Origin of the sequence: Pseudomonas sp. Gutcm_11s (assembly GCF_028649395.1) — a bacterium.
GTDB lineage: Bacteria > Pseudomonadota > Gammaproteobacteria > Pseudomonadales > Pseudomonadaceae > Aquipseudomonas.
Window position 1 is genome coordinate 1 of record NZ_JAQSUW010000008.1, and the last position, 24182, is coordinate 24182.

At 67.6% G+C, this 24182-nt stretch carries 19 protein-coding genes; 13 read left to right on the forward strand and 6 right to left on the reverse strand.

Going from position 1 to position 24182, the window contains the following annotated elements:
- From PTT45_RS02295 to PTT45_RS02310, 4 genes are all read left to right on the forward strand, one after another.
- The coding region (locus PTT45_RS02295; RefSeq protein WP_273811320.1) for a methyl-accepting chemotaxis protein at positions 1-915 on the forward strand (915 nt) is incomplete at its 5' end.
- 193 nt (positions 916-1108) lie between these two features.
- The gene (locus PTT45_RS02300; protein ID WP_273811321.1) at positions 1109-2818 is read left to right on the forward strand and encodes an amidase; all 1710 of its coding nucleotides are present in this window, start codon (positions 1109-1111) and stop codon (positions 2816-2818) included.
- 72 nt (positions 2819-2890) lie between these two features.
- The gene (locus PTT45_RS02305; protein ID WP_273811322.1) at positions 2891-3634 is read left to right on the forward strand and encodes a sulfite exporter TauE/SafE family protein; all 744 of its coding nucleotides are present in this window, start codon (positions 2891-2893) and stop codon (positions 3632-3634) included.
- Between the two features lie 126 nt (positions 3635-3760).
- Positions 3761-3946, forward strand: a complete 186-nt coding sequence (locus PTT45_RS02310) for a hypothetical protein (RefSeq protein WP_273811323.1) — start codon at positions 3761-3763, stop codon at positions 3944-3946.
- Here the strand turns inward: PTT45_RS02310 and PTT45_RS02315 are convergent.
- From PTT45_RS02315 to PTT45_RS02325, 3 genes are all read right to left on the reverse strand, one after another.
- Positions 3943-4713, reverse strand: coding sequence for a substrate-binding periplasmic protein (locus PTT45_RS02315; protein ID WP_273811324.1), 771 nt, complete (start codon positions 4711-4713; stop codon positions 3943-3945). The genes PTT45_RS02310 and PTT45_RS02315 overlap by 4 nt on opposite strands.
- 161 nt (positions 4714-4874) lie before the next feature.
- The gene (gene ssuD, locus PTT45_RS02320) at positions 4875-6011 is read right to left on the reverse strand and encodes an FMNH2-dependent alkanesulfonate monooxygenase (RefSeq protein ID WP_273811325.1); all 1137 of its coding nucleotides are present in this window, start codon (positions 6009-6011) and stop codon (positions 4875-4877) included.
- Positions 6012-6107: 96 nt separating this feature from the next.
- The gene (locus PTT45_RS02325; protein WP_273811326.1) at positions 6108-7031 is read right to left on the reverse strand and encodes a LysR family transcriptional regulator; all 924 of its coding nucleotides are present in this window, start codon (positions 7029-7031) and stop codon (positions 6108-6110) included.
- 329 nt (positions 7032-7360) lie between these two features.
- Between PTT45_RS02325 and PTT45_RS02330 the strand changes: the two genes are divergently transcribed.
- From PTT45_RS02330 to PTT45_RS02365, 8 genes are all read left to right on the forward strand, one after another.
- Positions 7361-9748, forward strand: a complete 2388-nt coding sequence (locus tag PTT45_RS02330) for a TonB-dependent receptor (protein ID WP_273811327.1) — start codon at positions 7361-7363, stop codon at positions 9746-9748.
- Between the two features lie 66 nt (positions 9749-9814).
- Entirely contained in the window at positions 9815-10717 is a 903-nt protein-coding gene (locus PTT45_RS02335) for a TauD/TfdA dioxygenase family protein (RefSeq protein WP_273811328.1), read from the forward strand.
- A 10-nt stretch (positions 10718-10727) separates the two neighbouring features.
- Positions 10728-11621 (forward strand): TauD/TfdA dioxygenase family protein, encoded by an 894-nt coding sequence (locus tag PTT45_RS02340; protein ID WP_273811329.1) that lies wholly within the window; start codon positions 10728-10730, stop codon positions 11619-11621.
- 73 nt (positions 11622-11694) lie between these two features.
- Positions 11695-12315 carry a glutathione S-transferase C-terminal domain-containing protein gene (locus PTT45_RS02345; protein WP_273811330.1) on the forward strand — a complete coding sequence of 207 codons (621 nt, stop codon included), beginning with the start codon at positions 11695-11697 and terminating at the stop codon, positions 12313-12315.
- A gap of 7 nt (positions 12316-12322) precedes the next feature.
- The gene (locus tag PTT45_RS02350) at positions 12323-13390 is read left to right on the forward strand and encodes an AraC family transcriptional regulator (protein ID WP_273811331.1); all 1068 of its coding nucleotides are present in this window, start codon (positions 12323-12325) and stop codon (positions 13388-13390) included.
- 129 nt (positions 13391-13519) lie between these two features.
- Positions 13520-15859, forward strand: a complete 2340-nt coding sequence (locus PTT45_RS02355; RefSeq protein ID WP_273811332.1) for a TonB-dependent receptor — start codon at positions 13520-13522, stop codon at positions 15857-15859.
- Positions 15860-15867: 8 nt separating this feature from the next.
- On the forward strand, positions 15868-17220 hold the full coding sequence (locus PTT45_RS02360) for an LLM class flavin-dependent oxidoreductase (RefSeq protein WP_273811333.1): 1353 nt from the start codon (positions 15868-15870) through the stop codon (positions 17218-17220).
- Between the two features lie 110 nt (positions 17221-17330).
- The gene (locus PTT45_RS02365) at positions 17331-18074 is read left to right on the forward strand and encodes a class I SAM-dependent DNA methyltransferase (RefSeq protein ID WP_273811334.1); all 744 of its coding nucleotides are present in this window, start codon (positions 17331-17333) and stop codon (positions 18072-18074) included.
- A 4-nt stretch (positions 18075-18078) separates the two neighbouring features.
- Here the strand turns inward: PTT45_RS02365 and PTT45_RS02370 are convergent, their stop codons facing one another.
- The 3 genes from PTT45_RS02370 to PTT45_RS02380 form a co-directional block, all read right to left on the reverse strand.
- Positions 18079-19113: a sensor domain-containing diguanylate cyclase gene (locus PTT45_RS02370; protein WP_273811335.1), complete on the reverse strand. Its 1035-nt coding sequence runs from the start codon at positions 19111-19113 to the stop codon at positions 18079-18081.
- A gap of 181 nt (positions 19114-19294) precedes the next feature.
- Complete coding sequence (locus tag PTT45_RS02375; RefSeq protein WP_273811337.1) at positions 19295-20473, reverse strand: MFS transporter; 1179 nt, start codon at positions 20471-20473, stop codon at positions 19295-19297.
- A 111-nt stretch (positions 20474-20584) separates the two neighbouring features.
- The gene (locus tag PTT45_RS02380) at positions 20585-21631 is read right to left on the reverse strand and encodes a LacI family DNA-binding transcriptional regulator (RefSeq protein ID WP_273811338.1); all 1047 of its coding nucleotides are present in this window, start codon (positions 21629-21631) and stop codon (positions 20585-20587) included.
- A 288-nt stretch (positions 21632-21919) separates the two neighbouring features.
- On the opposite strand from PTT45_RS02380, the gene PTT45_RS02385 reads away from it, so the two are divergent.
- Positions 21920-24136: a TonB-dependent receptor gene (locus PTT45_RS02385; protein ID WP_443218142.1), complete on the forward strand. Its 2217-nt coding sequence runs from the start codon at positions 21920-21922 to the stop codon at positions 24134-24136.
- Positions 24137-24182 lie beyond the last annotated feature (46 nt).

Genomic DNA, 24182 nt, shown 5'->3' on the forward strand with positions numbered 1-24182 from the left:
AGCGTGCAGAGCAATGACGAGTTCGGCGAGCTGGCCGGCTCCTTCAACCAGTTCGTCGAGCGTATCCACGGCTCGATTCGCGAGGTGTCCTCGGCCACCGGCCAGCTCAACGAAGTGGCCAAGCTGGTGGTCAGCGCCTCCAACTCGTCGATGGCCAACTCGGATGAGCAGGCCACCCGTACCAACAGCGTGGCCGCCGCGATCAACGAACTCGGCGCCGCCGCCCAGGAGATCGCGCGCAACGCCGCCGATGCCTCGCACCAGGCCTCCGATGCCCGCGAGCTGGCGGAAGAAGGCAGCCAGGTTCTGCAGAAGACCATCTCGGCGATGAACGAGCTGTCGGAGAAGATCAGTGCCTCCAGCTCCAACATCGAGGCGCTGAACAGCAAGACGGTCAACATCGGCCAGATCCTCGAGGTGATCAAGAGCATCTCCGAGCAGACCAACCTGCTGGCGCTCAACGCGGCCATCGAGGCGGCCCGCGCCGGCGAGGCCGGACGCGGCTTCGCCGTGGTGGCGGACGAGGTGCGCAACCTGGCCCACCGCACCCAGGAGTCGGCGCAGGAAATCCAGAAGATGATCGAGGAGCTGCAGGTGGATGCCCGCGAATCGGTCACTACCATGACCGAGAGCCAGCGCTACAGCGAACAGAGCGTGGAGATCGCCAACAAGGCCGGCGAGCGCCTGGGCAGCGTGACCCTGCGCATCGGCGAGATCGACGGCATGAACCAGTCGGTGGCCACCGCCACCGAGGAGCAGACCGCCGTGGTCGAGGCGCTGAACATGGACATCACCGAGATCAACACCCTCAACCAGGAAGGCGTGGAAAACCTGCAGGCGACCCTGCGCGCCTGTGGCGACCTGGAGCAACAGGCCGCGCGCCTGCAGCAGCTGGTCGGCAGCTTCCGCATCTGAGTACGCCAGGCTCGGCCGGGCCAAAGCCCGGCCGGCAGCACCTTGGCTACCTTCTAGCGTGCACGCTTATCACCGTGCGAGCAGAGAGTGTTTGACATAACGGACTGGCTGTTTGACATAATTGACATCCAATTCCAAAGTCCGGCCCGCCGCAGGCGCTCGCCGGACAACTATCAGCGTTAGCGGGGACAAGATGATCGAGGTAACCGAGGTTTCCATTGCCGAGCTGCGCGCCGCGCTCGAATCCGGTCGCACCACGGCGGTAGAGCTGGTCAAGGCCTACCTGGCGAGGATCGATGCCTACGACGGCCCGAACACGTCCACCAAGCTCAACGCCGTGGTGGTGCGTAATCCCGAGGCGCTGGCCGAGGCCGAGGCTTCCGATGCCCGCCGCGCCCGTGGCGAGACCCTCGGCCCGCTGGACGGCATCCCCTACACCGCCAAGGACAGCTACCTGGTCAAGGGCCTCACCGCCGCCTCCGGCAGCCCGGCCTTCAAGGACCTGGTCGCCCAGCGCGACGCCTTCACCATCGAGCGCCTGCGCGCCGGTGGCGCCATCTGCCTGGGCAAGACCAACATGCCGCCCATGGCCAACGGCGGCATGCAGCGCGGTGTCTACGGCCGTGCCGAGAGCCCGTACAACGCCAGCTATCTGACCGCGCCGTTCGCCTCCGGCTCGTCCAACGGCGCCGGCACTGCCACTGCCGCCAGCTTCTCCGCCTTCGGCCTGGCCGAGGAAACCTGGTCCAGCGGTCGTGGCCCGGCCTCGAACAACGGCCTGTGCGCCTACACCCCGTCGCGTGGGGTGATCTCGGTGCGCGGCAACTGGCCGCTGACCCCGACCATGGATGTGGTGGTGCCCTACGCGCGGACCATGGCCGACCTGCTGGAAGTGCTCGAAGTGGTGGTTGCCGAGGACCCGGACAAACGTGGCGACCTGTGGCGCCTGCAGCCCTGGGTACCGATCCCGGCGGTCGCGGAAGTGCGCCCGGCCAGTTACCTGGCCCTGGCCAGCGGCGCGGCCGCGCTCAAGGGCAAGCGCTTGGGCGTGCCGCGCATGTTCATCAACAAGGACGAACTGGCTGGTACCAGCGAGAAGCCCGGCATCGGTGGCCCGACCGGCCAGCGCATCAATACCCGCGCCGCGGTGATCGACCTCTGGGAGGCCTCGCGCAAGGCCCTGGAAGCGGCTGGCGCCGAAGTGGTCGAGGTCGAGTTCCCGCTGGTGTCCAACTGCGAGGGCGACCGTCCGGGCGCCTCCACCGTGTTCAACCGTGGCATCGTCAGCCCGGAATTCCTGCATGACGAGCTGTGGGAGCTGTCCGGCTGGGCCTTCGACGACTTCCTCCGTGCCAATGGCGACCCCAAGCTGAACCAGCTGGCTGATGTCGATGGCCCGCAGATCTTCCCGCACGACCCGGGCACTTTGCCGAACCGCGAGGACGACCTTGCCGCGGGCATGGACGAGTACGTCAACATGGCCAAGCGCGGCATCAAGGCCTGGGACCAGATCGCTACCGTGCCCGACGGCCTGCGTGGCCTGGAAAAGACTCGCAAGCTCGACCTCGAGGACTGGATGGACCAGCAGGGCCTCGACGCCGTGCTGTTCCCCACCGTCGCTGACGTTGGCCCGGCCGATGCCGATGTGAATCTGCAGTCCGCCGACATCGCCTGGAGCAACGGTATCTGGGTGGCCAACGGCAACCTCGCCATCCGCCACCTGGGCGTGCCCACCGTCACCGTGCCGATGGGCGTGATGGCCGACATCGGCATGCCGGTGGGCCTGACCTTCGCCGGCCGTGCCTACGACGACGCCAAGCTGCTGAGCCTGGCGGCGGGCTACGAGGCCACCGGCAGCAAGCGCCTGGTGCCGCCGCGCACGCCGCCGCTGGCACGCGGCTGATCACGCGGGGAGGGCGCCTCGCCGCTGATCTCAGGCATGGCGAGGCGTCGCTGGCGCATGGGTTGCTGAAGCATGGATAGCCTGCTGCTGATCGTGGTGCTGGGTGCCGCGCTGGCGGGCTTCGTCCAGGGGCTGTCCGGTTCCAACTTCGGCCTGGTGGCCATGGCCGTCTGGGCCTGGGCGCTGGAGCCGACGTTGACCGGGCCGCTGGTGGTGTGCGGTTCGCTGACCGGGCAACTGCTGGCCGCCGGCGCGCTGCGGCGCATCTTCACTGCGCGGCATCTGCTGCCCATGGTCGCTGGCGGCCTGCTCGGCGCGCCGCTTGGCGTGCTGTTGCTGCATCAGGTCGACCCCACGCTGTTCCGCTTCGGCGTAGGTCTGCTGCTGGCCATCTGGTGCCCGCTCATGCTGCTGTCCGCCGAGCTGCCGCGCATCAGTCGCGGTGGTCCTGCGGCCGATGCGGGCGTCGGTGTGCTGGGCGGCATCATGGGTGGTCTCGGCGGGCTGACCGGTCCGGCGCCGGCGCTGTGGGCCACGCTCAAGGGTTGGGACCGTGATACCCAGCGTGCGGTGATCCAGGGCTTCAACCTGGCGCTGCAGGCGCTGGTGATGGTCACCTACCTGGTGTCCGGCACCATCACCCACGAAGCGCTCGGACTGTTCCCCGTAGTGATCGCCGCGACCCTGATTCCCACCCTGCTTGGCGTGCGCCTGTACCACCGCATCAGCGACCAGGCGTTCCGCCGTGTGGTGCTCGGCCTGCTGGCGATTTCCGGGCTGATCCTCGTCCTGCTGTCGTTGCCGCAGCTGCTCTAGGCAGCGCCATTGCTGGCTTGCAGGTGCCTGCGACCACCTGCCACTGCGACGGACCGGGTGGGCTGCTCTAGGCTCTGTGCACCTGGCCGCCGATGGTCGGCGCCACAGAATGCTCCAGGAGGTTCGATGAGCCGTTCAATCATCGAGGCGCAGCGCCTGCTGCAGGCGCGCATGGATGCTTTCACCGCTCTCAAGTCGTTCCTGCAGGAACATGGGCCTATCGACAACGCGGCCAAGCAGGCCGAGCTGGATCGCCTGCGCCGCCGCGCAGAGGCGGCGGTCCAGGCCTTCGAGGAGTCGTCCGCCGCCTAACGCTCGGCCCCGTCTGCCACGTTGCTCAGGTAGGCCCGGCGGATGCGCTCCACTTCACCGCTCTCCATCATCCTGCGCAGCGTCGCGTTCAGCGCCGGCAAGCGCTCGGCGTGGCGCTCCTGCAGCTTGATCACCAGCGGTGCCTCGCTGAGCTGGGCGCTGCGGGTGAAGCGCGCCGGATCGAGCTGGCGGGCGCTGAGCAGGTTGACGAACACGTCGTCGACCATGGCAATCGCGTCCACCCGTTCCCGCAATAGCAGGTCGAGTAGCACGGCGTCGTCCGAGGTCTCCACTTCCTTCAGGCGACCGCTGGCCATGGCCTCGCCGAGCAGCGGGTAGCTGTAGCCGCGCACGGTGCCGATGCGCAGCCCGTGCAGCCGCTCCAGCGGTTGCTGGCGCTCGGGATGTTCGGCGCGGAAGTAGAGGTACTCGCGCACCGTGAGGTAGGGCTGCGAGTAGACGAAGCGCTGGTCCGCCTGCGGGCCATTCCACAGCGGCGAGTCGGCGTAGTTGAGATCGAGGCTGCCGTTGTCCAGCAGCAGGTTGAGGCGGCGGGTGGGGTAGAACAGGAACTCCAGCTGCAGGTCGTTCTGCCTGGCCACCTGGCTGGCGATGTCGACGGCGATGCCACGGGCGTTGCCCTGGGCATCCTCGTAGCTGAAGGGCGGCCATAGCGTGCCGCCACTGCGCAGTGATTGCGCGTTACCTGCCGTACACCAGCACCCCAGCAACAGAGCGCAGCCATACAGCCAGCTGCGAAGTGTCATGACCATCTCGATCTTCCTGAAAAGCGGTCTCCAGTCTGGCGCATCGGTGTGGCAACGCGATGACCATCGGACATGAGCCTGCACTCGGATCGACGTGGCCGAAAGGCGAGCCCAGCAGGCTGTTGGCAGCCTGGAAAGGGCCGTTCCAGAACGAAATGGTGTTACGCGGCCTGGACTTTTTCCTTGCTGGCGCGGATGTCGAAGGCGCCGCCGGTGAAGGCGCCGTCCACCGTCACCTTGCCCTTGCCGGGCAGCAGCGGGAACACCAGTTCGGCGAAGCGATAGGCCTCTTCCAGGTGCGGGTAGCCGGACAGCACGAAGCTGTCGACGCCCAGCTCGGCGTACTCCAGCAGGCGAGCGGCCACGGTCTCGGGATCACCGACCAGGGCGGTACCGGCGCCGCCGCGCACCAGGCCGACGCCGGCCCACAGGTTGGGTGCGACTTCCAGCTTGTTGCGGTCGCCGCCATGCAGCTCGGCCATGCGCCGCTGGCCGACCGAATCCATCTTCGCGTAGTTGGCCTGGGCGGCGGCGATGGTGGCGTCGTCGAGGTGGCTGATCAGCTCATCGGCGGCGGCCCAGGCGGCCTCGTTGGTCTCGCGCACGATCACGTGCAGACGCACGCCGAAGCGCACGGTGCGGCCATGCTTGGCGGCGCGCTCGCGCACGTCGGCGATCTTCTCGGCGACGGCGGCGGGCGGTTCGCCCCAGGTCAGATAGGCGTCCACGTGCTTGGCCGCCAGTTCGTGGGCAGCAGGGGAGGAACCACCGAAGTACAGAGGCGGGTAGGGCTGCTGCACCGGCGGGAAGAAGTTCTGCGCGCCCTCGACCTTGAGGTGCTTGCCCTCGAAGTCGACGGTCTCGCCCTGCAGCAGGCGGCGCCAGATGGTGAGGAACTCGTCGGAGGCCTCGTAGCGCTCGTCATGCTTGAGGAATACGCCATCGGCGGCCAGTTCGGTGGCATCGCCGCCGGGCACCACGTTGAGCAGCAGGCGGCCATTGCTGGCCTGGTCCAGGCTGGCGGCCTGGCGCGCCGACGCAGTGGGGTTGCCCAGCGAGGTGCGCAAGGCCACCAGCAGCTTGATGCGCTGAGTGACCGGCACCAGGCTGGCGGCGGTCACCCAGGGATCCAGGCAGCTGGCGCCGGTGGGAATCAGCAGGCCGTCGTAACCGAGCTGGTCGGCGGCCACGGCGATCTGCCGCATGTAGGCGTTGGTCGCCGGCCGGCCGCTGGCCGAGTGGCCCAGGTAGCGGGTGTCGCCGGAGGTCGGCAGGAACCAGAAGATATCCAGACTCATTGTGTTGTCCTCGTTGCCATCGTCGATAGAAGGGGCGAAGTGCCCCGTAGGTGCACGCGTGGCATTGCTTGTTGTCGGTGTACTAGGCGGCGCGGTTCAGGCCGCCGCCGTCACGCTCTGTTGTTGGTCCAGGTTGGTGAGCAGCTCGATCATCGCCCTGGCCGCTGGCGACAGGCGGAAGCCGGTGCGGGTGACGATGCCGCAGCGCGCGCTGAGGCTGTCCACGTTGGTGGGCAGGTTGCGCAGGTACAGCTGCACCAGTTCGCCGCGCGCCAGCGGCTCGCTCAGGGCTTCGTGGGTGGCCACGCCAACGGCGTCGCTGCGGCGCACCAGCTCTTCCAGCAGGGGGAAGTGCTCGCACTCCAGCTGCGGATCGAAGCTGGTCTTGCCGCTCAGGTTGGCGAGCATCTTGCGCACGCCCATGGGGATGCGCGTGGCGGCCAGCGGGTAGTCGAACAGGTCGTTGGTCGACAGGCTCTCCTTGGCCAGCAGCGGGTGCCCGGGGCGGCAGAAGAACAGGCCGGGGCGCGGGCGCAGGGCCTGGGTCTGTACGCTGGGGTCGGATTCGAAGTGGCGGATGTCGGCGATGAAGAACTCGATCTCGTCGCGGCCCAGGCTGCGGCTCAGGCTCTCCCAGTTGTTCACCTCGAAGCGTGCGCGGATGCGCGGGTAGCGCTGCATGAACTGCAGCAGCGCCTCGGGCACCAGGCGCGCGGCCAGGGCCGGGCCGCAGCCGAAGCGCAGCTCGCCGGCGTCGAGCTTGGTCATCTGGTTGATCTCGTGGCTCAGGTTGCTGGCGCCGCGCACCAGCGCCAGCGCGTGCTGCAGCACCACCTGGCCTTCGGGGGTGGGGCGCAGGTCCTTGCTCGCGCGGTCCACCAGTACGCAGCCCAGCTCATGCTCCAGGCCCTGGATGCTGCGGCTGAAGGCCGGCTGGGTGATGCCCATGGCATCGGCTGCGCGCACGAAGCTGCGGTGCTCGTGGAGGGCGAGGAAGTAGCGGAGTTGGCGCAGATCCATGATGCGTTCCCGGCATTGAAAATATAGGCAGAAGGCATTTGTGACTTCCGTGGTGCAGGTTTTAAATGCAGGCTCTTATTCCGTCAATCTAAGTAAATTCATAAAATTAGATCCAAAAGGAATATAGATATGGCCGAGCAACCTGGGGGGAGAACCATGCAGATGCCGATTTCGCCGCGGTCCGCGCTTCGCTGTCGCTGACCCGCTCCTGAGCCGCCGCGCCGGCTCGCCTTCACCGTCAACACCGTTTCAGTCCATCGCGCTCGCCGCGCGATGCGGCCCGCTGCTGCCCGAATTCGGCAGCGCGCCACAGCCCAAGGAATACATCGATGAGTCATGCACGAACGTCGCAAGCCAGCACGCTGCAAGCCGTGGCCCGCCCGCTGTCACTGCAGCGGCTGGCCGCCCCCGAATACGCCCTGACCCTGCTGCTGGCGCTGGGCAGCCTGGCCGCGCCAGGCCAGGCCCATGCCGAGGAGGCCGCCGCCACGCCGGAAGCCGAGCAGGAGCAGGCCCTGAGCACCGTTACCGTCACCGCCGCCCGCCGCCGCGAGGAGAACGTGCAGGACGTGCCGACGCCGATCACCACGCTGAGCGGCGCCACCCTGGAGCAGCAGAAGGTCTACAAGGTGCAGGACCTGCAGCAGGTCCTGCCAAGCGTCAACGTCGCCTACATCCATGCGCGCCAGTCCAGCGTGGCGGTGCGCGGCATCGGCAACAACCCGGCCAGCGACGGCCTGGAAGGCAGCGCCGGGATCTACCTCGACAACATCTACCTCGGCCGCCCCGGCATGGCCGTGTTCGACCTGCTCGACGTCGAGCAGCTAGAGCTGCTGCGCGGCCCGCAAGGCACCCTGTTCGGCAAGAACACCACGGCCGGGGTGATCAACATCAGCACCCGCAAGCCGACCTTCACCCCCGAGCGCAACATCGAGATCACCGGCGGCGAGCGCGGCCTGTTCCAGGGCAAGGGCACCGTCTCCGGGCCGCTGACCGAGACTCTGGCCGGGCGTCTGTCGGCCTATCGTACTCGTGACGACGGCTACATCGACAACCAGCACGACGACCGCACCTTCGTCGGCGGCGAGCGCGAGGGCGCGCGCGGCCAGCTGCTGTTCGAGCCGAACGACGACTTCAGCCTGCGCTGGATCACCGACTACAACCAAGAGAACTCCAGCAACGGCGTGTGGGCCCTGTACGGCATCACCGACCGCTTCCGCGAGCGCGCCGCGCTGATCGGCGCCAACCCGCAGTACGACGTGAAGAAGCGCGAAGTGAACATCGACGGCGTGCAGTCGGTGAACGTCTTCCAGGGCGGCACCTCGCTGGAGGCCAACTGGAACCTGGATGGCGGCTACACCTTCACCTCCATCAGCGGCTACCGCTACTGGCACTTCATCCCGCGCAACGATGCCGACCTCACCGACGTCGAGGCCTTCACCCACAGTGGCGTGGAAGTGCACGACCGGCAGTTCTCCCAGGAATTCCGCCTGGCATCGCCCACCGGCGGCAGCTTCGACTACGTGCTCGGCGCCTACCTGTTCAACCAGAACCTGGGCAACAAGACCGTGCAGGACTTCGGCCCCTACGCCGACCTGTTCCTGACCGGTGCCAACAACGGCATTTTCAACAACGTGCGTACCCAGACCAACGGCAAGATCGAGACCGACAGCTTCGCCCTGTTCGCCCAGGGCAACTGGCACCTCACCGATCGCCTCGACTTCACCGCTGGCATCCGTGGCACCTACGAGGAGAAGACCGCGCGCCTGCATCGCTTCGCCCCCGAAGGCGGCGCGGACCTGTCCGGCATCCCGCCGCTCAACGCAGCGCGCGAGCGCCAGATGGGCGCCCTCGATACCGGCGACTTCGGCCTGCACAACGCCTCGCCGTCCGGCCTGCTCAGCTTGAGCTACCGCTTCACCGACGACCTGCTCGGCTACGCCACGCTGTCCCATGGCGAGAAGTCCGGCGGGGTCAACCTGACGGCGCCGGTGTTTGGCTACGGTTCCGACTCGTTGGTGGTTGGCCCCGAACGCGCCAACGACGCCGAGCTGGGCTTCAAGAGCACGCTGAACGACGGCCGCCTGCTGTTCAACGCCAACGTCTTCTGGACTGGCATCCACGGCTACCAGGCCACCACGCTGACCACCAACGCCAGCTCGCCGACCCCGGTGTCGGTGCTGGCCAATGCCGGCAGCGTGCGTTCGCGTGGCGTGGAGTTCGAGGCCACCTACCTGCCGATCCGCGGCCTGACCCTGAACTTCAACGGCTCGTACAACGACGTCACCTACCTGAGCTTCAAGGACGCGCCGTGCCCGGGCGAGGTCAGCACGGTCAACCCGACCGCCAAGTGCGACCTGACCGGCGAGCGCGTGGTCGGCGCCTCGAAATGGATCGGCAACGTCAACGGCGAGTACGCCTGGCAACTCGACGGCGGCCTGCGCCCCTACGTCAACGCTGGCTACTCCTACCGCTCCGAGGCCGAGGGCACGCTGGATAACTCCGACCTCTCGAAGATCGACGGCTACGGCCTGCTCAACCTGGCCGCCGGTGTGCGCGCCGACCTGGGCGAGGGCGAACTGGACACCTCGATCTGGGTACGCAACGCCACCGACGAGGACTACTACCTGACCGCCTTCGCCATGACCAACGGCGCTTACACCGCCTCCGTGGGCCAGCCGCGCACCGCCGGCGTGACCCTGCGTTACGACTTCTGATCGGGCGCGAATGACCGCGCTACGAACAACCGGCTGCCGTATAGCCAAACCTCAAGGAGAAACACCATGAGCAATGCCGCACTCGCCGTACAACCCATCGTACAACTCGACATCCACCCGGTCGCCGGCCGCATCGGTGCCGAGGTGCGCAACATCAGCCTGTCCGCCGAACTGGACTCTGCCACCGTGGAGGCCATCCAGGCCGCCCTGGTGGAACACAAGGTGCTGTTCTTCCGCGCCCAGAACCATCTCGACGACCAGGCCCAGGAGGCCTTCGCCAAGCTGCTCGGCGAACCGATCGCGCACCCCACCGTGCCGGTGCGCGAAGGCACTCACTACCTGCTCGAACTGGACGGCGCCCAGGGCCAGCGCGCCAACTCCTGGCACACCGACGTGACCTTCGTCGACGCCTATCCCAAGGCCTCGATCCTGCGTTCGGTAGTGGCGGCCAAGGCCGGTGGCGACACCGTCTGGGCCAACACCGAGGCGGCCTACCAGGACCTCTCGCCGGAGCTGCGCGAGCTGGCCGACAAGCTCTGGGCGGTACACAGCAACGAGTACGACTACGCCGGCGTGCGCCCCAACGTCGAGCTGGCCAAGCTGGAGGAGTACCGCAAGGTGTTCGCCTCCACCGTCTACGAGACCGAGCACCCGCTGGTGCGCGTGCACCCGGTGAGCGGCCAGCGCAGCCTGCTGCTCGGCCACTTCGTCAAACGCATCAAGGGCCTGTCGCGCGACGACTCGCAGCGTCTGTTCGAAGTCTTCCAGGGCCACGTCACGCGTCTGGAGAACACCGTGCGCTGGCGCTGGACCGAGGGCGACGTGGCCATCTGGGACAACCGCGCGACCCAGCACTACGCCGTCGACGACTACGGCCAGCAGGACCGCATCGTGCGCCGCGTGACCCTGGCCGGCGACGTGCCGGTGAGCATCGATGGCCGTCGCAGCCAAACCACCCGCAAAGGTTGAGGAAAACTCCATGAGCAGCAACGTTACCGCCCTGCGCCAGCCCGTCGACGGCCTGCACATCCAGCCCCTGGCCGCACCGCTGGGCGCCGAGGTGCATGGCCTCGATGGCCGCATCGACCCGACGCCGGAGCAGATCCTCGCCCTCAAGCAGGCCCTGCGTGATCACCACATCCTGATCTTCAAGGGCCAGCAGCTGGAGGACGAGCAGTTCCTGCGCTTCACCTCCTGGTTCGGCTCGGTGTTCCAGCCGCATCCGGACTTCGCCGTGCTGTCCTCCGGGGCCGACGGCAAGGCGCCGGACATCGTCAAGGTGGCCAATACCGGCGACGGCGAGCTGGGCAACTTCGCCCTGCCGGCGCACACTGACCACCAGTGGACGCCGACGCCGTCGGCCGGCTCGCTGCTCTACGCCCTGGAAGTGCCGGAGCAGGGCGGCGAGACCAGCTGGACCAACCTGGCACTGGCCTATAGCGCGCTGGATGAGGACACCCGTCGCGAGATCGATGGCCTCAGGCTGATCAATTACAACCCCTTCGTGCGCATCAAGAACGGCGGCTACGGCGGTGGCGGCTTCGTCACCTACCGCACCCCGGACATCGAGCCGATCCAGGGCACCGAGCACCCGCTGGTGCGCGTGCATCCGGAGAGCGGCAAGCGCCTGCTCTACCTTAGCGTGCACACCGAGGTGGAAATCCCCGGCTACGACCCGGAGCAGGGCGCCGCGCTGATCGGCCGCCTGCGCGAGCACCTGCAGGACCCGCGCTTCTACTACACCCACAAGTGGGAAGTGGGCGACATCGTGTACTGGGACAACCAGGCCACCCTGCATGCGCGCAATGCCTTCCCGGCCACCCAGCGCCGCCGTCTGAAACGCATCAGCCTGGCCGGCAGCCGGCCGTTCTAAACCGCTGCGAATCCCCGGCCGCCTGCTGGTGGCCGGGGAGGAGGGCGGCACGCCATTCGAGAGAACACAACCCATGACTTCCCTGTACATTTCCCCCGGCGCCTGCTCGCTGGCCTCGCACATCGCCGTGCACGAGCTGGGTCTGCCAATCCAGGTCGAGAAGGTTGCCCTGCGCACGCCGGACTCGCCAATCCACGCGATCAATCCGCTGGGCCGGGTGCCGGCCCTGCAGCTGGACGACGGCACGCTGATCACCGAGAACAGCGCGATCCTGCCGTACCTGGCCGACCAGGTGCCCGGCACACCGCTGTTCGCCGCGGCCGGCACTGCCGAGCGCGCACAGATCCAGAGCTGGCTCGGCTACCTGGCGGCGGAGGTGCACACCGCCTCGTTCCGCCCGCTCAACCGCCCCGAACGCTACTCGGCGGACGAGTCTGCGCACCCGGGCATCCGCGCCCAGGCCGTGCAGCAGCTGTACAAGGCCTTCGAACACATCGACACGCACCTGCAGGATCGCCAGTGGCTGGTCGGTGAGCGCTTCACCCTGGCCGACGTCTACCTCGGCGTGTTCGCCAGCTGGCTACTGCGCATCGGCAAGCCGTTCGACCAGCTCACTGCCGTGGCGCGCGTGGGCGAGCAATGGGCAGCACGTCCGGGCGTGCAGCAGGCGCTGCGGGCCGAAGGCCTGCTCTGAGGCGCGTGTGAGCGAGGTGCATACCATCGCCACCTGGGCCCAGGCCGTGAGCCGGGCCCTGGATGCCGAAGGCTTCGCCAGCACCGACTTGCTGCGCGAGGCCGGCATCGATCCAGCCTGGCTCGCCGATGGCGAGCGGCGCATACCGGTGGCGATGATGAGCCGCCTGTGGCGTGCCGCGCGGCGGGTCAGCGGCGATGACTGCTTCGGCCTGCGCGTGGCGCGGCACTGTTTCCCTACCGACTTCCACGGTCTGCTGTTCGCCATCCAGAGCAGCGTGACCATCGCCGAGGCATTGCAGCGCGTGGTGCGCTATTCGGCAGTAGTAACCACCTCGGCCAATCTCGAACTGATCGAGCAGGGCAGCCGCTACCGGCTGTTCTACCGGCCCATGCCCGGCGTGCAGGCAGAGCAGATCGCCACCGAGGCGCTGATCGCCTGCGCGGTGCGCCTGACCCGGCAAAGCTGGGCGGAGATGGAGTTCATCACCGCGGTGGAGCTGGCCCGTCCTCGCCCGGCCGACGTACGCCCCTGGGAGAACCTGCTCGGCTGCCCGGTGCGTTTCGATGCGCCATGCAACGCCATCGAATATGCCGCCCAGCCACTGGCCCAGGTGCTGCGCACCGGCAACCGCGAGGTGGCCAGCGGCCTCGACCGGGTGATGAACGCCTACCTGCAGCGCCTGTCGCCGCCGGATCTGGCCGGGCGCGTGCGCGATGCCATCGTGCGCCAGCTGCCGCATGGCGAGGTGCAGCAGGGCGTGGTGGCCGAGGCCCTGGGCATGAGCGTGCGCAACCTGCATCGGCACCTGCAGAAGCAGGCCACCAGCTTCAAGGAACTGCTCGACGACAGCCGCCGGCGCCTGGCCTTCGACTACCTGCGCGAAGCCGAATGCTCGGTGAACGAGGTATGCTACCGCCTCGGTTTCAACGAGCCGAGCAGCTTCAACCGCGCCTTCCGCCGCTGGACCGGAGAGACTCCCGGGCAGTGGCGCCGGCATGCCCTACAGCCGGCCACGCGCCTGCCCGGGGTACGTCGCGAGCAGCAGCGCGCGGCACTGGAGCTGGCCGTCTAGCACGGTATTTGTCCGCCGCGGACTATGGCTTGTCCGCCGAGGCCCATCCTCGCCCCCTGGCGCTCCCTAGCATCGGTATCAAGGCGAACCTGCGATTCGCCATCCCTCTGCCCGTGCCTAGGAGTACCCATGCACCCCATCGCCCATGGCCCGGCTGTCGCCGGCGCATTGTTGAAACCCTTGAGCCTGGCCCTGCTGCTGGCCTTGCCGCAAATGCTGCAGGCTGCCGAGAGCGAGGCTACGCAGGCAGCTGTCGATAGCGCCGAGGCCGCCGTGCCGACCCTCGACAAGATCACCGTCACCGCGCGTCGCCGCGCCGAGGATGCGCAGACGGTGCCGACGCCGATCACTGCCCTCAGCGGCGCCGACCTGGAGAGCCAGAAGGTCTACCGCATCCAGGACCTGCAGCAGGCGCTGCCCAGCGTCAACGTGGCGTACGTGCACGCTCGTGTCTCCAGCCTGGCGGTGCGTGGCATCGGCAACAACCCGGCCAGCGACGGCCTGGAAGGCAGCGCCGGGGTCTATCTGGACAATGTCTACCTGGGCCGCCCGGGTATGGCCGCCTTCGATCTGCTCGATATCGAGCAGCTGGAGCTGCTGCGCGGCCCGCAGGGCACCCTGTTCGGCAAGAACACCACTGCCGGCGTGCTCAACATCAGCACGCGCAAGCCGACCTTCACCCCCGAACGCACCCTGGAAGTCTCCGGTGGCGAGCGTGGTTACTTCCAGGGCAAGGGCTCGGTGTCCGGCGGGCTGACCGAGACCCTGGCCGGGCGCCTGGGCTTCTATCGCACCCGCGAGGACGGCTACCTGGAGAACGACCACGACGACCGCACCTTGCTCGGTGGCGAGCGCGAAGGCCTGCGTGGGCAGCTGCTGTTCCAGCCCGACGATGACTTCAGCCTGCGCTGGATCAGCGACTACAACGAGGAGAACTCCACTTCCGGCAGCTCGGTGATCTACGGCGGCGCGCAGAAATTCTGGGACCGCGCCAGCCTGGTCGGCGCCACGCCGCAGATCGGCCGCAGCAACATCGACGCGCGGCAGAACGTCAGCGTGCACCAGAACGGCCACTCGCTGGAGGCCAACTGGAACCTCGATGGCGGCTACACCCTGACCTCGATCAGCGCCTACCGCTACTGGCACTTCAACCCGGCCAACGACGCCGACCAGCTCGACGTGCCGGTGATCGACGACCTCGGCTACGAGGTGCACGACCGCCAGTTCTCCCAGGAGATACGCCTGGCGTCGCCCAGCGGTGGCGCCTTCGACTACGTGGTCGGCGCCTATGCCTTCAAGCAGGACCTGGGCAACCGCATCTTCACCGACCTCGGCCCGCTAGCCGACCTCAACCTGATCGGCTTCAACCTCGATGCGCTGAACAACGTCAGCACCAAGACCAACGGCAAGGTCGACACCAACAGCTTCGCCCTGTTCGCCCAGGGCACCTGGCACCTGACCGACAAACTCGACTTCACCGCCGGTGTGCGTGGCACCTATGAGGAGAAGCAGGCGCGCGTGCAGCGCTTCGCACCGACCGGCGGCGCACCGGTCGGCGGCCTGGCCGCGACCGTCCGCGAGGGGCAGGTCGGCGCCTACGACTCCGGCGACCTCAGCCTGTACAACGCTGCGCCCTCGATGCTGCTGAGCCTGAGCTACCAGTTCAATCCGGACCTGCTCGGCTATGCCTCGCTGTCGCACGGCGAGAAGTCCGGCGGGGTCAACCTGGCCGTGGGGTCCGCCCCGGCTGCCGGCGCCGACTCGCTGCTGGTCGGCCCGGAGCGCGCCAACGACGCCGAACTGGGCCTGAAGAGCGCCTGGCTGGACAACCGCCTGCAGGTCAACGGCAATATCTTCTGGACCGGCATCCACGGCTACCAGGCCACCACCTGGTACCAGCCGCCGGGCTCGCTGACCGGCTATCAGGTGCTGGCCAACGCCGGCAAGCTGCGTTCGCGCGGCCTGGAGTTCGAGGCCACCGCGCTGCCGCTGCGAGGCCTGACCCTGCGCTTCAACGGTTCCTACAACGATGTCACCTACCTGCGCTTCCAAGACGCGCCGTGCCCGGCGGAAGTCGCCACGCTGCCCGGTGCCCCGGCCACCTGCGACCTGTCCGGCGAACGCGTGGCGGGCGCCTCCAAGTGGATCGCCAACCTCAGCGGCGAGTACGCCTGGCAGCTGGAGAATCGCCTGCAGCCGTACGTGGCCGCCGGTTACTCCTACCGCTCCGAGGCCGAAGGCACGCTGGACAATTCCGACCTGTCGAAGATCGACGGCTACGGCCTGGTCAACTTCGCCGCCGGCCTGCGCACGGACCTCGGCGATGGCCAGCTGGATGCCTCGCTGTGGGTCAAGAACGCCACCGACAAGGAGTACTACCTGGCAGTTGGCTCCGCCGGCAACGGTCTGTACACCGGCTCGCTGGGCCAGCCGCGCACCGCCGGCGTCAGCCTGCGCTACGACTTCTGAGGTGGCCCATGAGTGATAGAAAGATTCGCCTGGGTGCCTTCCTGATGAGCAGCGGCCACCACCTGGCCGCCTGGCGCCACCCGCGCGCCTGGGCCGGTGGCGGCCTGGACTTCGAGCACTTCAAGCGCGTGGCGCAGAGCGCCGAACGTGGCAAGTTCGACGCCATCTTCTTCGCCGACAACCTGGCGCTGATGGGCCAGGCTGAGCTGTCCAGCCTGACCACCAGCGGCGACGTGTTCGACCCGCTGATCCTGCTCGCCGGCCTGGCGACGGTGACGCAACACATTGGCCTGATCAGCACGGTGTCGACCACCTTCAACGACCCGTACCTGCTGGCTCGTCGCTTCGCCTCGCTGGATCACCTTTCCGGCGGGCGCAGCGGCTGGAACCTGGTGACCTCGGCCATCGACCTGGAGGCGCAGAACTTCGGCCAGGAACGCATCGACGAACACGCCGACCGCTATGCTCGCGCCGAGGAGTTCATCGATATCGCCACCGGCCTGTGGGACAGCTTCGACGACGACGCCTTCGTGCGTGACAAGGCCAGCGGGCGTTTCTTCGACCCGGCCAAGGTGCATGTGCTCGATCACCGTGGCGAGCACTATCCGCGGGTGCGCGGCCCGCTGAACATCCCGCGCTCGCCGCAGGGCTACCCGGTGCTGGTGCAGGCCGGCTCGTCCGAGCCGGGCAAGGAGCTGGCCGCGCGCACCGCCGAAGTGGTGTTCACCGCCCAGCAGACCCTGGCCGGCGCCCAGACCTTCTACGCCGACCTCAAGGGGCGGCTGGGCAAGTACGGGCGCACGGCGGACGAGCTGAAGATCATGCCGGGCATCTCGCCGGTGCTCGGCGCGACGCAGGGCGAGGCGGAGGACAAGTTCGCCGAGCTGCAGGACCTGATCGATCCGCGCGTCGGCCTCGGCCTGCTGGCGGGCATGGCTGGCGGCTTCGACCTGTCGCAGTTCCCGCTGGACGGGCCGCTGCCGGAACTGCCGGAAAGCAACGCGATGAAGAGCCGCCAGGCGCTGTTCATCGACCTGGCGCGGCGCGAGAACCTGACCATCCGCCAGCTGTACCTGAAGATCGCCGGCGCGCGCGGGCACAACACGGTGATCGGCACGCCTCTGCAGGTCGCCGATGTGCTCGAAGAGTGGTTCACCCAGGGCGCGGCGGACGGCTTCAACGTGATGCCGCCGTTCCTGCCGGAGGGCCTCGACCAGTTCGTCGATCTGGTTGTGCCGGAGCTGCAGCGCCGCGGGCTGTTCCGCCGCGAGTACGAGGGCCAGACCCTGCGCGACAACCTCGGCCTGGCGCGGCCGCTCAGTCGCTACGCCGCAGGCGTCAGGGACACGGCATCGGCCTAACAGGGCAGCAACCCGCGGAGAGGACTGCGGGTTGTCTGTTTTCGCGGGAGGCGGGCGCGGCTTGAGGTACCATGCCGCGCCGAAATCCCTGCCCAACCCGCTGGCCGCCTATGTCCTCCAACGCGCTGTACACCGACCTGTCCGCCTACTACGACCTGATGTGCGCCGATATCGACTACCAGGCGCAGAGCCACAGCGTGCGTCGCCTGCACCAGCTGTTCGGCAATGCGGGGCGCAACCATCTGGACCTGGCCTGCGGCACCGGCCCGCACGTGCGGCATTTCCTCGACTTCGGCTACCGCAGCGCCGGCCTGGACATCAACCAGCCGATGCTCGACATCGCCCAGCAGCGCTGCCCCGAGGCGCAGTTCAGCCGGCAGGACATGGCCGACTTCAAGGTGGACGAGCCGCTGGACCTGATCACCTGCTTCCTCTACTCGATCCACTACAACGCCGGGCTGGCCAAGCTGCGCGAGTGCCTGGCCAGCGTGCATGCGGCGCTCGCGGAGGGCGGGGTGTTCTGCTTCAACGCGGTGGACAAGCACAAGATCGACAACCGCTCCTTCGTGCGCCACACGGTGGAGCATGAGGGCAGCCTGTTCGCCTTCGGTTCCGGCTGGTTTTACGGCGGGGAGGGCGAGCGCCAGGCGCTGCGCCTGAGCATCGAGAAGACCACGGCCGGCGTGACCCAGGCCTGGCAGGACGAGCACCCCATGGTCGCCCTGAGCTTTGCCGAGCTGCAGGCGCTGCTAGAGGTGCATTTCGAAGTGCAGGTGTTCGAGCACGACTACCAGCGCATCGAACCCTGGGACGGAGCCTCGGGCAATGCGCTGTTTGTCTGTGTGAAGCGCTAAAGGCCTAGTGCTTTTGCAGCTTGCGCTGCTGCTTGACCCGGTACATCTCGCGGTCGGCTAGTTTGATCGCCTCTTCCGTGGTCATGTTGTCCGGGATCACCGCCACCACGCCGACACTGGCGCCGGTGTAGTGCAGCGCGTCGAGGCCGTTGCCCAGCTCGTAGCGGCCGATGGTCGCGTTGGTCAGGCGCTCCTGCAGATGTTGTGCGGCTTCGCTCATGCCGACGGTCAGATCGGTATGGTCGGCCGGCGTGCCGAGGGCGATCACCACGAACTCATCACCACCGGTGCGGCCGAAGATGTCGCTGGCGCGCATGCCGTGCTGCAGCTGGGCGGCGACGCCGCACAGGAACTGGTCGCCAGCCAGGTGGCCATGGGTGTCGTTGATCTGCTTGAAACCATCCAGGTCGATGACCGCCGCCAGGATGTAGCGGCTCTCGCGCTGGGCCAGGGCGAACAGGTGGGCGAAGTCGCTGAGCACCGCGCGGCGGTTGGGTAGTCCGGTCAGGGCGTCGGTCAGGGCCAGCTTGGCCAGCTCGCTGTTGGCCACCTGCAGGCGCCCAACCAGGCGCTCACGCTCGAGGGAATAGCTCAGCAGCCCGGACAGCAGCATCAGCAGCGGCTCCACATCTGCAGCGCGCGCCACCTGGGCGGAGCTGGCGGCGCAGACGGTGCCCAGCACCTGGCCGTCCTGGGCGCGGATCGGTGCGCTCACATAGGTGCGGATGCCCAGGGCCGCGGCAGCCTCGGAGTCGCCCCAGCATTCGGCGACGTTGTCCGAGTACATGCGGTTCTCGTCCAGGGCGCGCTTGCACAGCGTATCCGCCCAGGGCACCACTAGCCCCTCGGGAATCTCCATGGTGCCGACGTTGCGGGCGAACTCGACGCGCTGCACGCCCTCGTCGGTGTTGATGGTGGTCAGGTAGGTCGACTCCATGCCGGTGACCTGGCCGAGCAGCGTGAGCAGGGGCCGCGTCAGCTCTTCCAGGTTGCGGGCTTTGGGGACGGTTTCGGAGAGAAGGGAAAGTATCTGATCCATGGGCGCACTTCGTTAGCGAACGGATATGCGGATTTTTAGCCAATTCATCGACGGCTGAACAGCTCTGGAGTGCCCGATGGTGACCCAGAGCTGATTACAGGATGTTGATGGTCGCGGCAGCTGCCATTGATGACGCCTGGCACGCCGGCTAAACGGCCGCCAGGCGTCGCTCAGCGCCGACTCAGTGCTGTTCGAAACGCTCACGTGCCGTGCGCAGGTGCGGTAGCGGCCAGGCCACCAGTGCCGCCACGGCCAGTAGCGCGGCGCCGAACAGCGGCAGCTGGGGCAGGCCGTAGTTGGCACTCAGCCACAGACCGCCGAGGAAGGCGCCGCTGGCGTTACCCAGGTTGAACGCCGCGTGGCTGAGGGTGGCGGCGAGGCTGGCGGATTCACCTGCCTGCTCCACCAGCAGCAGCTGCAGCGGCGAGGACACGGCGAAGCTGGCCACGCCCCAGGCGAACAGCAGCGCCAGGGTCAGCAGCTGGGAGGTGCCGAAGGCGTAGTAGACCAGCATGCACAGCAGGCCGCTGAACAGGGCCAGCGGGATGGCGTGGCGCACGCCACGGTCGGCCAGGCGCCCGCCGAGCAGGTTGCCGAGGGTCAGGCCGAGGCCGAACAGCAGCAGCGCGCCGTTGCTTTGCGACGGACTGAAGCCGCTGATGTCGCGCAGCAGCGGGGCGACGTAGGTGAACACGCTGAACAGCGCCACCGAGGTCAGGCTGCACACCGCCAGCGCATGCAGCACCGGTTTGCGCAGGATGCCGGACCAGGCGCCCTGGGCACCGTGCATCGGCGGCGCCACCTTGGGCAGCCACAGGGCCTGGGCGAGCAGGGCCAGCAGGCCGATCACCGCGACCACGGCGAAGGTCACCCGCCAGCTGGTGGCCTGGCCCAGCCAGGCACCCAGCGGCACGCCGAGCACGTTGGCGATGGTCAGGCCGCTGAGCACCAGGGCCATGGCAGAGGCGCGGCGATGCACGGGTGCCAGCTCTGCGGCCAGCAGGGTGGCGCAGCCGAAGAAGCCGGCGTGGCTGAAGGCGGTGAGCATGCGCATCGCCAGCAGCCAGTGATAGTCCGGTGCCAGGGCGCAGCCGAGGTTGCCCAGGGCGTAGGTACCCATCAGCCAGAACAGCGCCTGCTTGCGTGGCAGGCGGCCGAGCAGCGGGCCGAGCAGCGGTGCACCGATCACCACGCCCATGGCGTAGGCGCTGACCAGCAGGCCGGCATCGGACAGGCTCACGCCCAGGTCGGCGGCCACTTCGGGCAGCAGGCCCATGATGATGAATTCGCTGCTACCGACGACGAAGCCGCCGAGGGCGAGGGCCAGGAGGGGCAGGGAGAGCAGGGTACTGGGGTGCATGGACTATCCGGAAAGCGACGCCATCGCACGAAGGAGCGGGTCCTCGCGCGGGGCTGGGTACAAGGCAGGAAGGCGGCGATTATGCCTTATCACCCTCTTAAATGGACGTGTTCAAGCGCTTTCCCTGACCACCAACTGGCACTGCAGCAGGTTAAGGCGCTGCGGTTCGCCGTCTGTTTCCACCGCGCCGAGGCTCTGCAGCACACGCAGGGCGGCGATCTCGCCGATCTCGCGGGCCGGTGGGCGCACTGTGGTCAGGCTGGGTAGCAGCATCTCGGCAAAGGGATAGTCGCCGAAGCCGATCACCGCACACTCCTCGGGAATCTTCAGGCCGGCGCGCTGGCCGGCGAGCAGGGCGCCGGCGGCCAGGTTGTCGTTGGCGAAGACGATGGCGTCCGGGCGCGGGCTGCGCTTCATCAACGCGTCCATCGCCTGCTTGCCGGCCTCGAACGGCTTGGCGTCGGCGGTGGGCACGAACACCCAGGGTTCCAGCCCGGCTTCGCGTAGCGTCGCGGCATAGCCGTCGCGGCGCTCCAGGGCGCTGAAGTCGCCGGCGGCGCTGTTCTGCACGAAGGCGATGCGCCGGTAGCCCTGTTCCAGCAGGTGGCGGGTGGCGGTCACGCCCACCTCGTAGTGGAGGAAGCCGACCTGCAGCGGCGTGCGCTCGGGGCAGTAGTCCCAGATCTCCACCACCGGGATGTCGGCGTCGGCCAGCATCTTCTCGGTGCCGGCGCTGTGGAAGTGGCTGGTGACCACCAGCGCCGCCGGCGACCAGCCGAGGAAGGCGCGCACGGCGCTTTCTTCCTGTTCTTCGGAGAAATAGCTGGAAGCCAGCAGCAGCTGGTAGCCGTGTCTGGCCAGGGTGTCGCTGAAGCCCTGAATGGTGGCGGCGAAGATCGGCCCGGAGATGTTCGGGATGACCATGCCGACGATGCGCCCACGCGCCGAGGCCAGGCCGCCGGCCACCAGGTTGGGCACGTAGCCGAGTTCGGTCACCGCCGCCTGGATGCGCTCGCGCAGCTCGCCGGACACCTGTTCCGGCTGGTTGAAGAAGCGCGACACGCTGATCGCCGAGACACCGGCATGGCTGGCCACCTGGTTGAGGGTGACGCGCCCGGCGCCACGGCGTTTGCGTGGGTTTTCCTTGCTGCTGCTCACGGTGACGGTGGGTCCATTTGGGGCGAAAGGGGCTCACCATACTGCATTTGTTAGCGCTAACAAATACTTGCGAGGCGGCCTAAGGAAATTTCATTTATGGAATATAAAAGTAATTTTTAATTATTTGACGATCTATTACGTGTGCTTCGATACTGGCGATGTTAGCGCTAACAAAGCGTAACCACGCCGACCTTCACTGCCACTCGCACGAGCGAGACCAGACCGGTTACGGCGACCGAGAAAGGCCCCATAGCGGGCTCCGTCTGGTTCAACAGGGCAGAGAAGTAGATGCATATCGAGAATTCCCAGGTTTCCCCATTCCGCCTGCGCCGCACGCCGCTGGCCAGTGCCGTGCTGCTGGCTGTGCTCGGCCAACCCGCGTTTGCCGCCGAGGCACCTGCCACCGAGCAGACCGCCACGCTTGGCACCGTGACCGTCACTGCGACCCGCCGCGAGGCTTCGCTGCAGGAAGTGCCGGTAGCCGTATCGGTGATCGACGGCGAGCAACTCGAGCGCGGCAACCGCAACAACGTCGCCGCCATCGTCCAGGAGGTGCCGACGCTGAACTACCGCGCCGGCGCCTCGAACAAGGACACCTCGCTGTTCATCCGCGGCGTGGGCACCATCTCTACCTCGCCGGGCGTGGAGCCGACCGTGGCCACCGTGGTCGACGGCGTGGTGTTCGGCCGCCCCGGCCAGTCCACCCTGGACCTGCTCGACCTGCAGCGCATCGAGGTGCTGCGCGGCCCGCAGGGCACCCTGTTCGGCAAGAACGCCTCGGCCGGCGTGCTCAACGTGGTCAGCAAGGATGCGCCGGAAGAAACCAGCGGCTACGTCGACTACTCGCACTTCGGCGGTGGCAACGAGAACCGCCTGCGCTTCGGCATCGGCGGGCGCCTGACTGACACCCTCAAGGGCTCGCTGAGCACCCTGTGGGGCGACTACGACGGCAATGTCGAGAACGTCTACAACGGCCACGACGTCAACGGCTACGAGCGCAAAGGTGTGCGCGGCAAGCTGGAGTTCGAGCCGAACGAGGACTTCAAATTCACCCTGATCGGCGACTACATGGACGGCGAGGACACCCTGCCCAGCGGCGTGATCTCCTCCAGCGGCGCCGCCTTCGCCAACGTGCTGCGCCCGGTGTCGGTGAGCGACCACAACCGCAAGATCAACAGCGACTACAAGACCCACGTCGAGGACACCAACACCGGCCTGTCCGGCCAGGCCGACTGGAAGCTGGGTGACTTCACCCTGACCTCGATCACCGCCTGGCGCGGCTGGGACAACACCCAGTACCAGGACGGCGACCGCAGCGCCCAGCTGCCGCTGACCGCCTCCCACGACAAGGGCGAGGTGGACTACGACCAGTACTCCCAGGAACTGCGCCTGACCTCGCCCAAGGGCGAGTTCAACGAGTACGTGCTCGGCGCCTACTACTTCCACGGCAAGTCGGACGAGATCTACCAGCGCTGGTCGACCAACGCCGCGGTACTCGACCACGGCCGTGCCGACTACAGCGTGACCAACGACAGCGTGGCGCTGTTCGGCGAGAACACCTTCAACTTCACCGAGGACTTCCGTGGCCTGCTCGGCCTGCGCTGGACCCACGACGATCTGGAATACGACCACCGCCGCGTGTCCACCTCGGCCACGCCGGTCACCGGCATCCAGCCGTCGACCAGCAGCTCCGGGTCGGTGGATGAAGACGGCTTCAGCGGCCGCACCGGCCTGCAGTACGACTTCACCGACAACCTCACCGGCTACGTGACCTACTCGCGTGGCTACAAGGGCCCGGCCTACAACACCTTCTTCAACATGCAGCCGCGTGACACCGAGGCGCTCAAGCCGGAGACCTCCGACTCCTACGAGCTGGGCCTCAAGAGCACGGCCTGGAACAACCGTCTGACCGCCAACCTGGCCGTGTTCCACACCGACTACGACGACTACCAGGCCAACTTCTTCGACACCGTGGCCAACCAGGTGGTGACCCGCCTGATCAATGCCGGCAGCGTGAAGACCCAGGGCGTCGAGCTGGACGCCAGCCTGCAGGCCACCCGCCAGCTCAAACTGTCGGCGTCGCTGGCCTACACCAAGGCGCGCGTCGACCACTTCAACTGCCCGGTGGGCGCGGCCGCGACCTGCGACATCGACGGCGGCCGCCTGCCGTTCACCCCGGACTGGAAGAGCTACGTGCGCGCCGACTACAGCATCCCGCTGGACAACGGCCTGGATGTGGAGCTGAGCACCGACTACAGCTGGCAGGACGAGGTGCAGTTCAGCCTCGACCAGAACCCGGACACGGTGCAGGGCGCCTACGGCATCTGGAACGCCAGCATCGCCCTGGCCGACTACAACGCCGGCTGGCGCGTGGCCTTGCTCGGCAAGAACCTCGCCGACAAGTCCTACTCCCAGGCCCTGGCCAGTGGTGGCAGCTACATCTACCGCGCGGTGCCGCGTGACGACCAGCGCTACTTCGGCGTGCAGCTGCGCAAGGACTTCTGATCCAGCCCTTGCGTGCCCATCCACCCGCGCCGCCGCAGAGCGGCCG

Excerpts from the sequence above, each read along its gene's own strand:
- PTT45_RS02355 (WP_273811332.1), top strand. The coding sequence starts at position 13,520 with ATGCACCCCATCGCCCATGGCCCGGCTGTCGCCGGCGCATTGTTGAAA.
- PTT45_RS02305 (WP_273811322.1), top strand. The coding sequence starts at position 2,891 with ATGGATAGCCTGCTGCTGATCGTGGTGCTGGGTGCCGCGCTGGCGGGC.
- ssuD (WP_273811325.1), bottom strand. The coding sequence starts at position 6,011 with ATGAGTCTGGATATCTTCTGGTTCCTGCCGACCTCCGGCGACACCCGC.
- PTT45_RS02310 (WP_273811323.1), top strand. The coding sequence starts at position 3,761 with ATGAGCCGTTCAATCATCGAGGCGCAGCGCCTGCTGCAGGCGCGCATG.
- PTT45_RS02335 (WP_273811328.1), top strand. The coding sequence starts at position 9,815 with ATGAGCAATGCCGCACTCGCCGTACAACCCATCGTACAACTCGACATC.
- PTT45_RS02385 (WP_443218142.1), top strand. The coding sequence starts at position 21,920 with ATGCATATCGAGAATTCCCAGGTTTCCCCATTCCGCCTGCGCCGCACG.
- PTT45_RS02325 (WP_273811326.1), bottom strand. The coding sequence starts at position 7,031 with ATGGATCTGCGCCAACTCCGCTACTTCCTCGCCCTCCACGAGCACCGC.
- PTT45_RS02340 (WP_273811329.1), top strand. The coding sequence starts at position 10,728 with ATGAGCAGCAACGTTACCGCCCTGCGCCAGCCCGTCGACGGCCTGCAC.
- PTT45_RS02300 (WP_273811321.1), top strand. The coding sequence starts at position 1,109 with ATGATCGAGGTAACCGAGGTTTCCATTGCCGAGCTGCGCGCCGCGCTC.
- PTT45_RS02315 (WP_273811324.1), bottom strand. The coding sequence starts at position 4,713 with ATGACACTTCGCAGCTGGCTGTATGGCTGCGCTCTGTTGCTGGGGTGC.
- PTT45_RS02360 (WP_273811333.1), top strand. The coding sequence starts at position 15,868 with ATGAGTGATAGAAAGATTCGCCTGGGTGCCTTCCTGATGAGCAGCGGC.
- PTT45_RS02365 (WP_273811334.1), top strand. The coding sequence starts at position 17,331 with ATGTCCTCCAACGCGCTGTACACCGACCTGTCCGCCTACTACGACCTG.
- PTT45_RS02375 (WP_273811337.1), bottom strand. The coding sequence starts at position 20,473 with ATGCACCCCAGTACCCTGCTCTCCCTGCCCCTCCTGGCCCTCGCCCTC.
- PTT45_RS02370 (WP_273811335.1), bottom strand. The coding sequence starts at position 19,113 with ATGGATCAGATACTTTCCCTTCTCTCCGAAACCGTCCCCAAAGCCCGC.
- PTT45_RS02345 (WP_273811330.1), top strand. The coding sequence starts at position 11,695 with ATGACTTCCCTGTACATTTCCCCCGGCGCCTGCTCGCTGGCCTCGCAC.
- PTT45_RS02330 (WP_273811327.1), top strand. The coding sequence starts at position 7,361 with ATGAGTCATGCACGAACGTCGCAAGCCAGCACGCTGCAAGCCGTGGCC.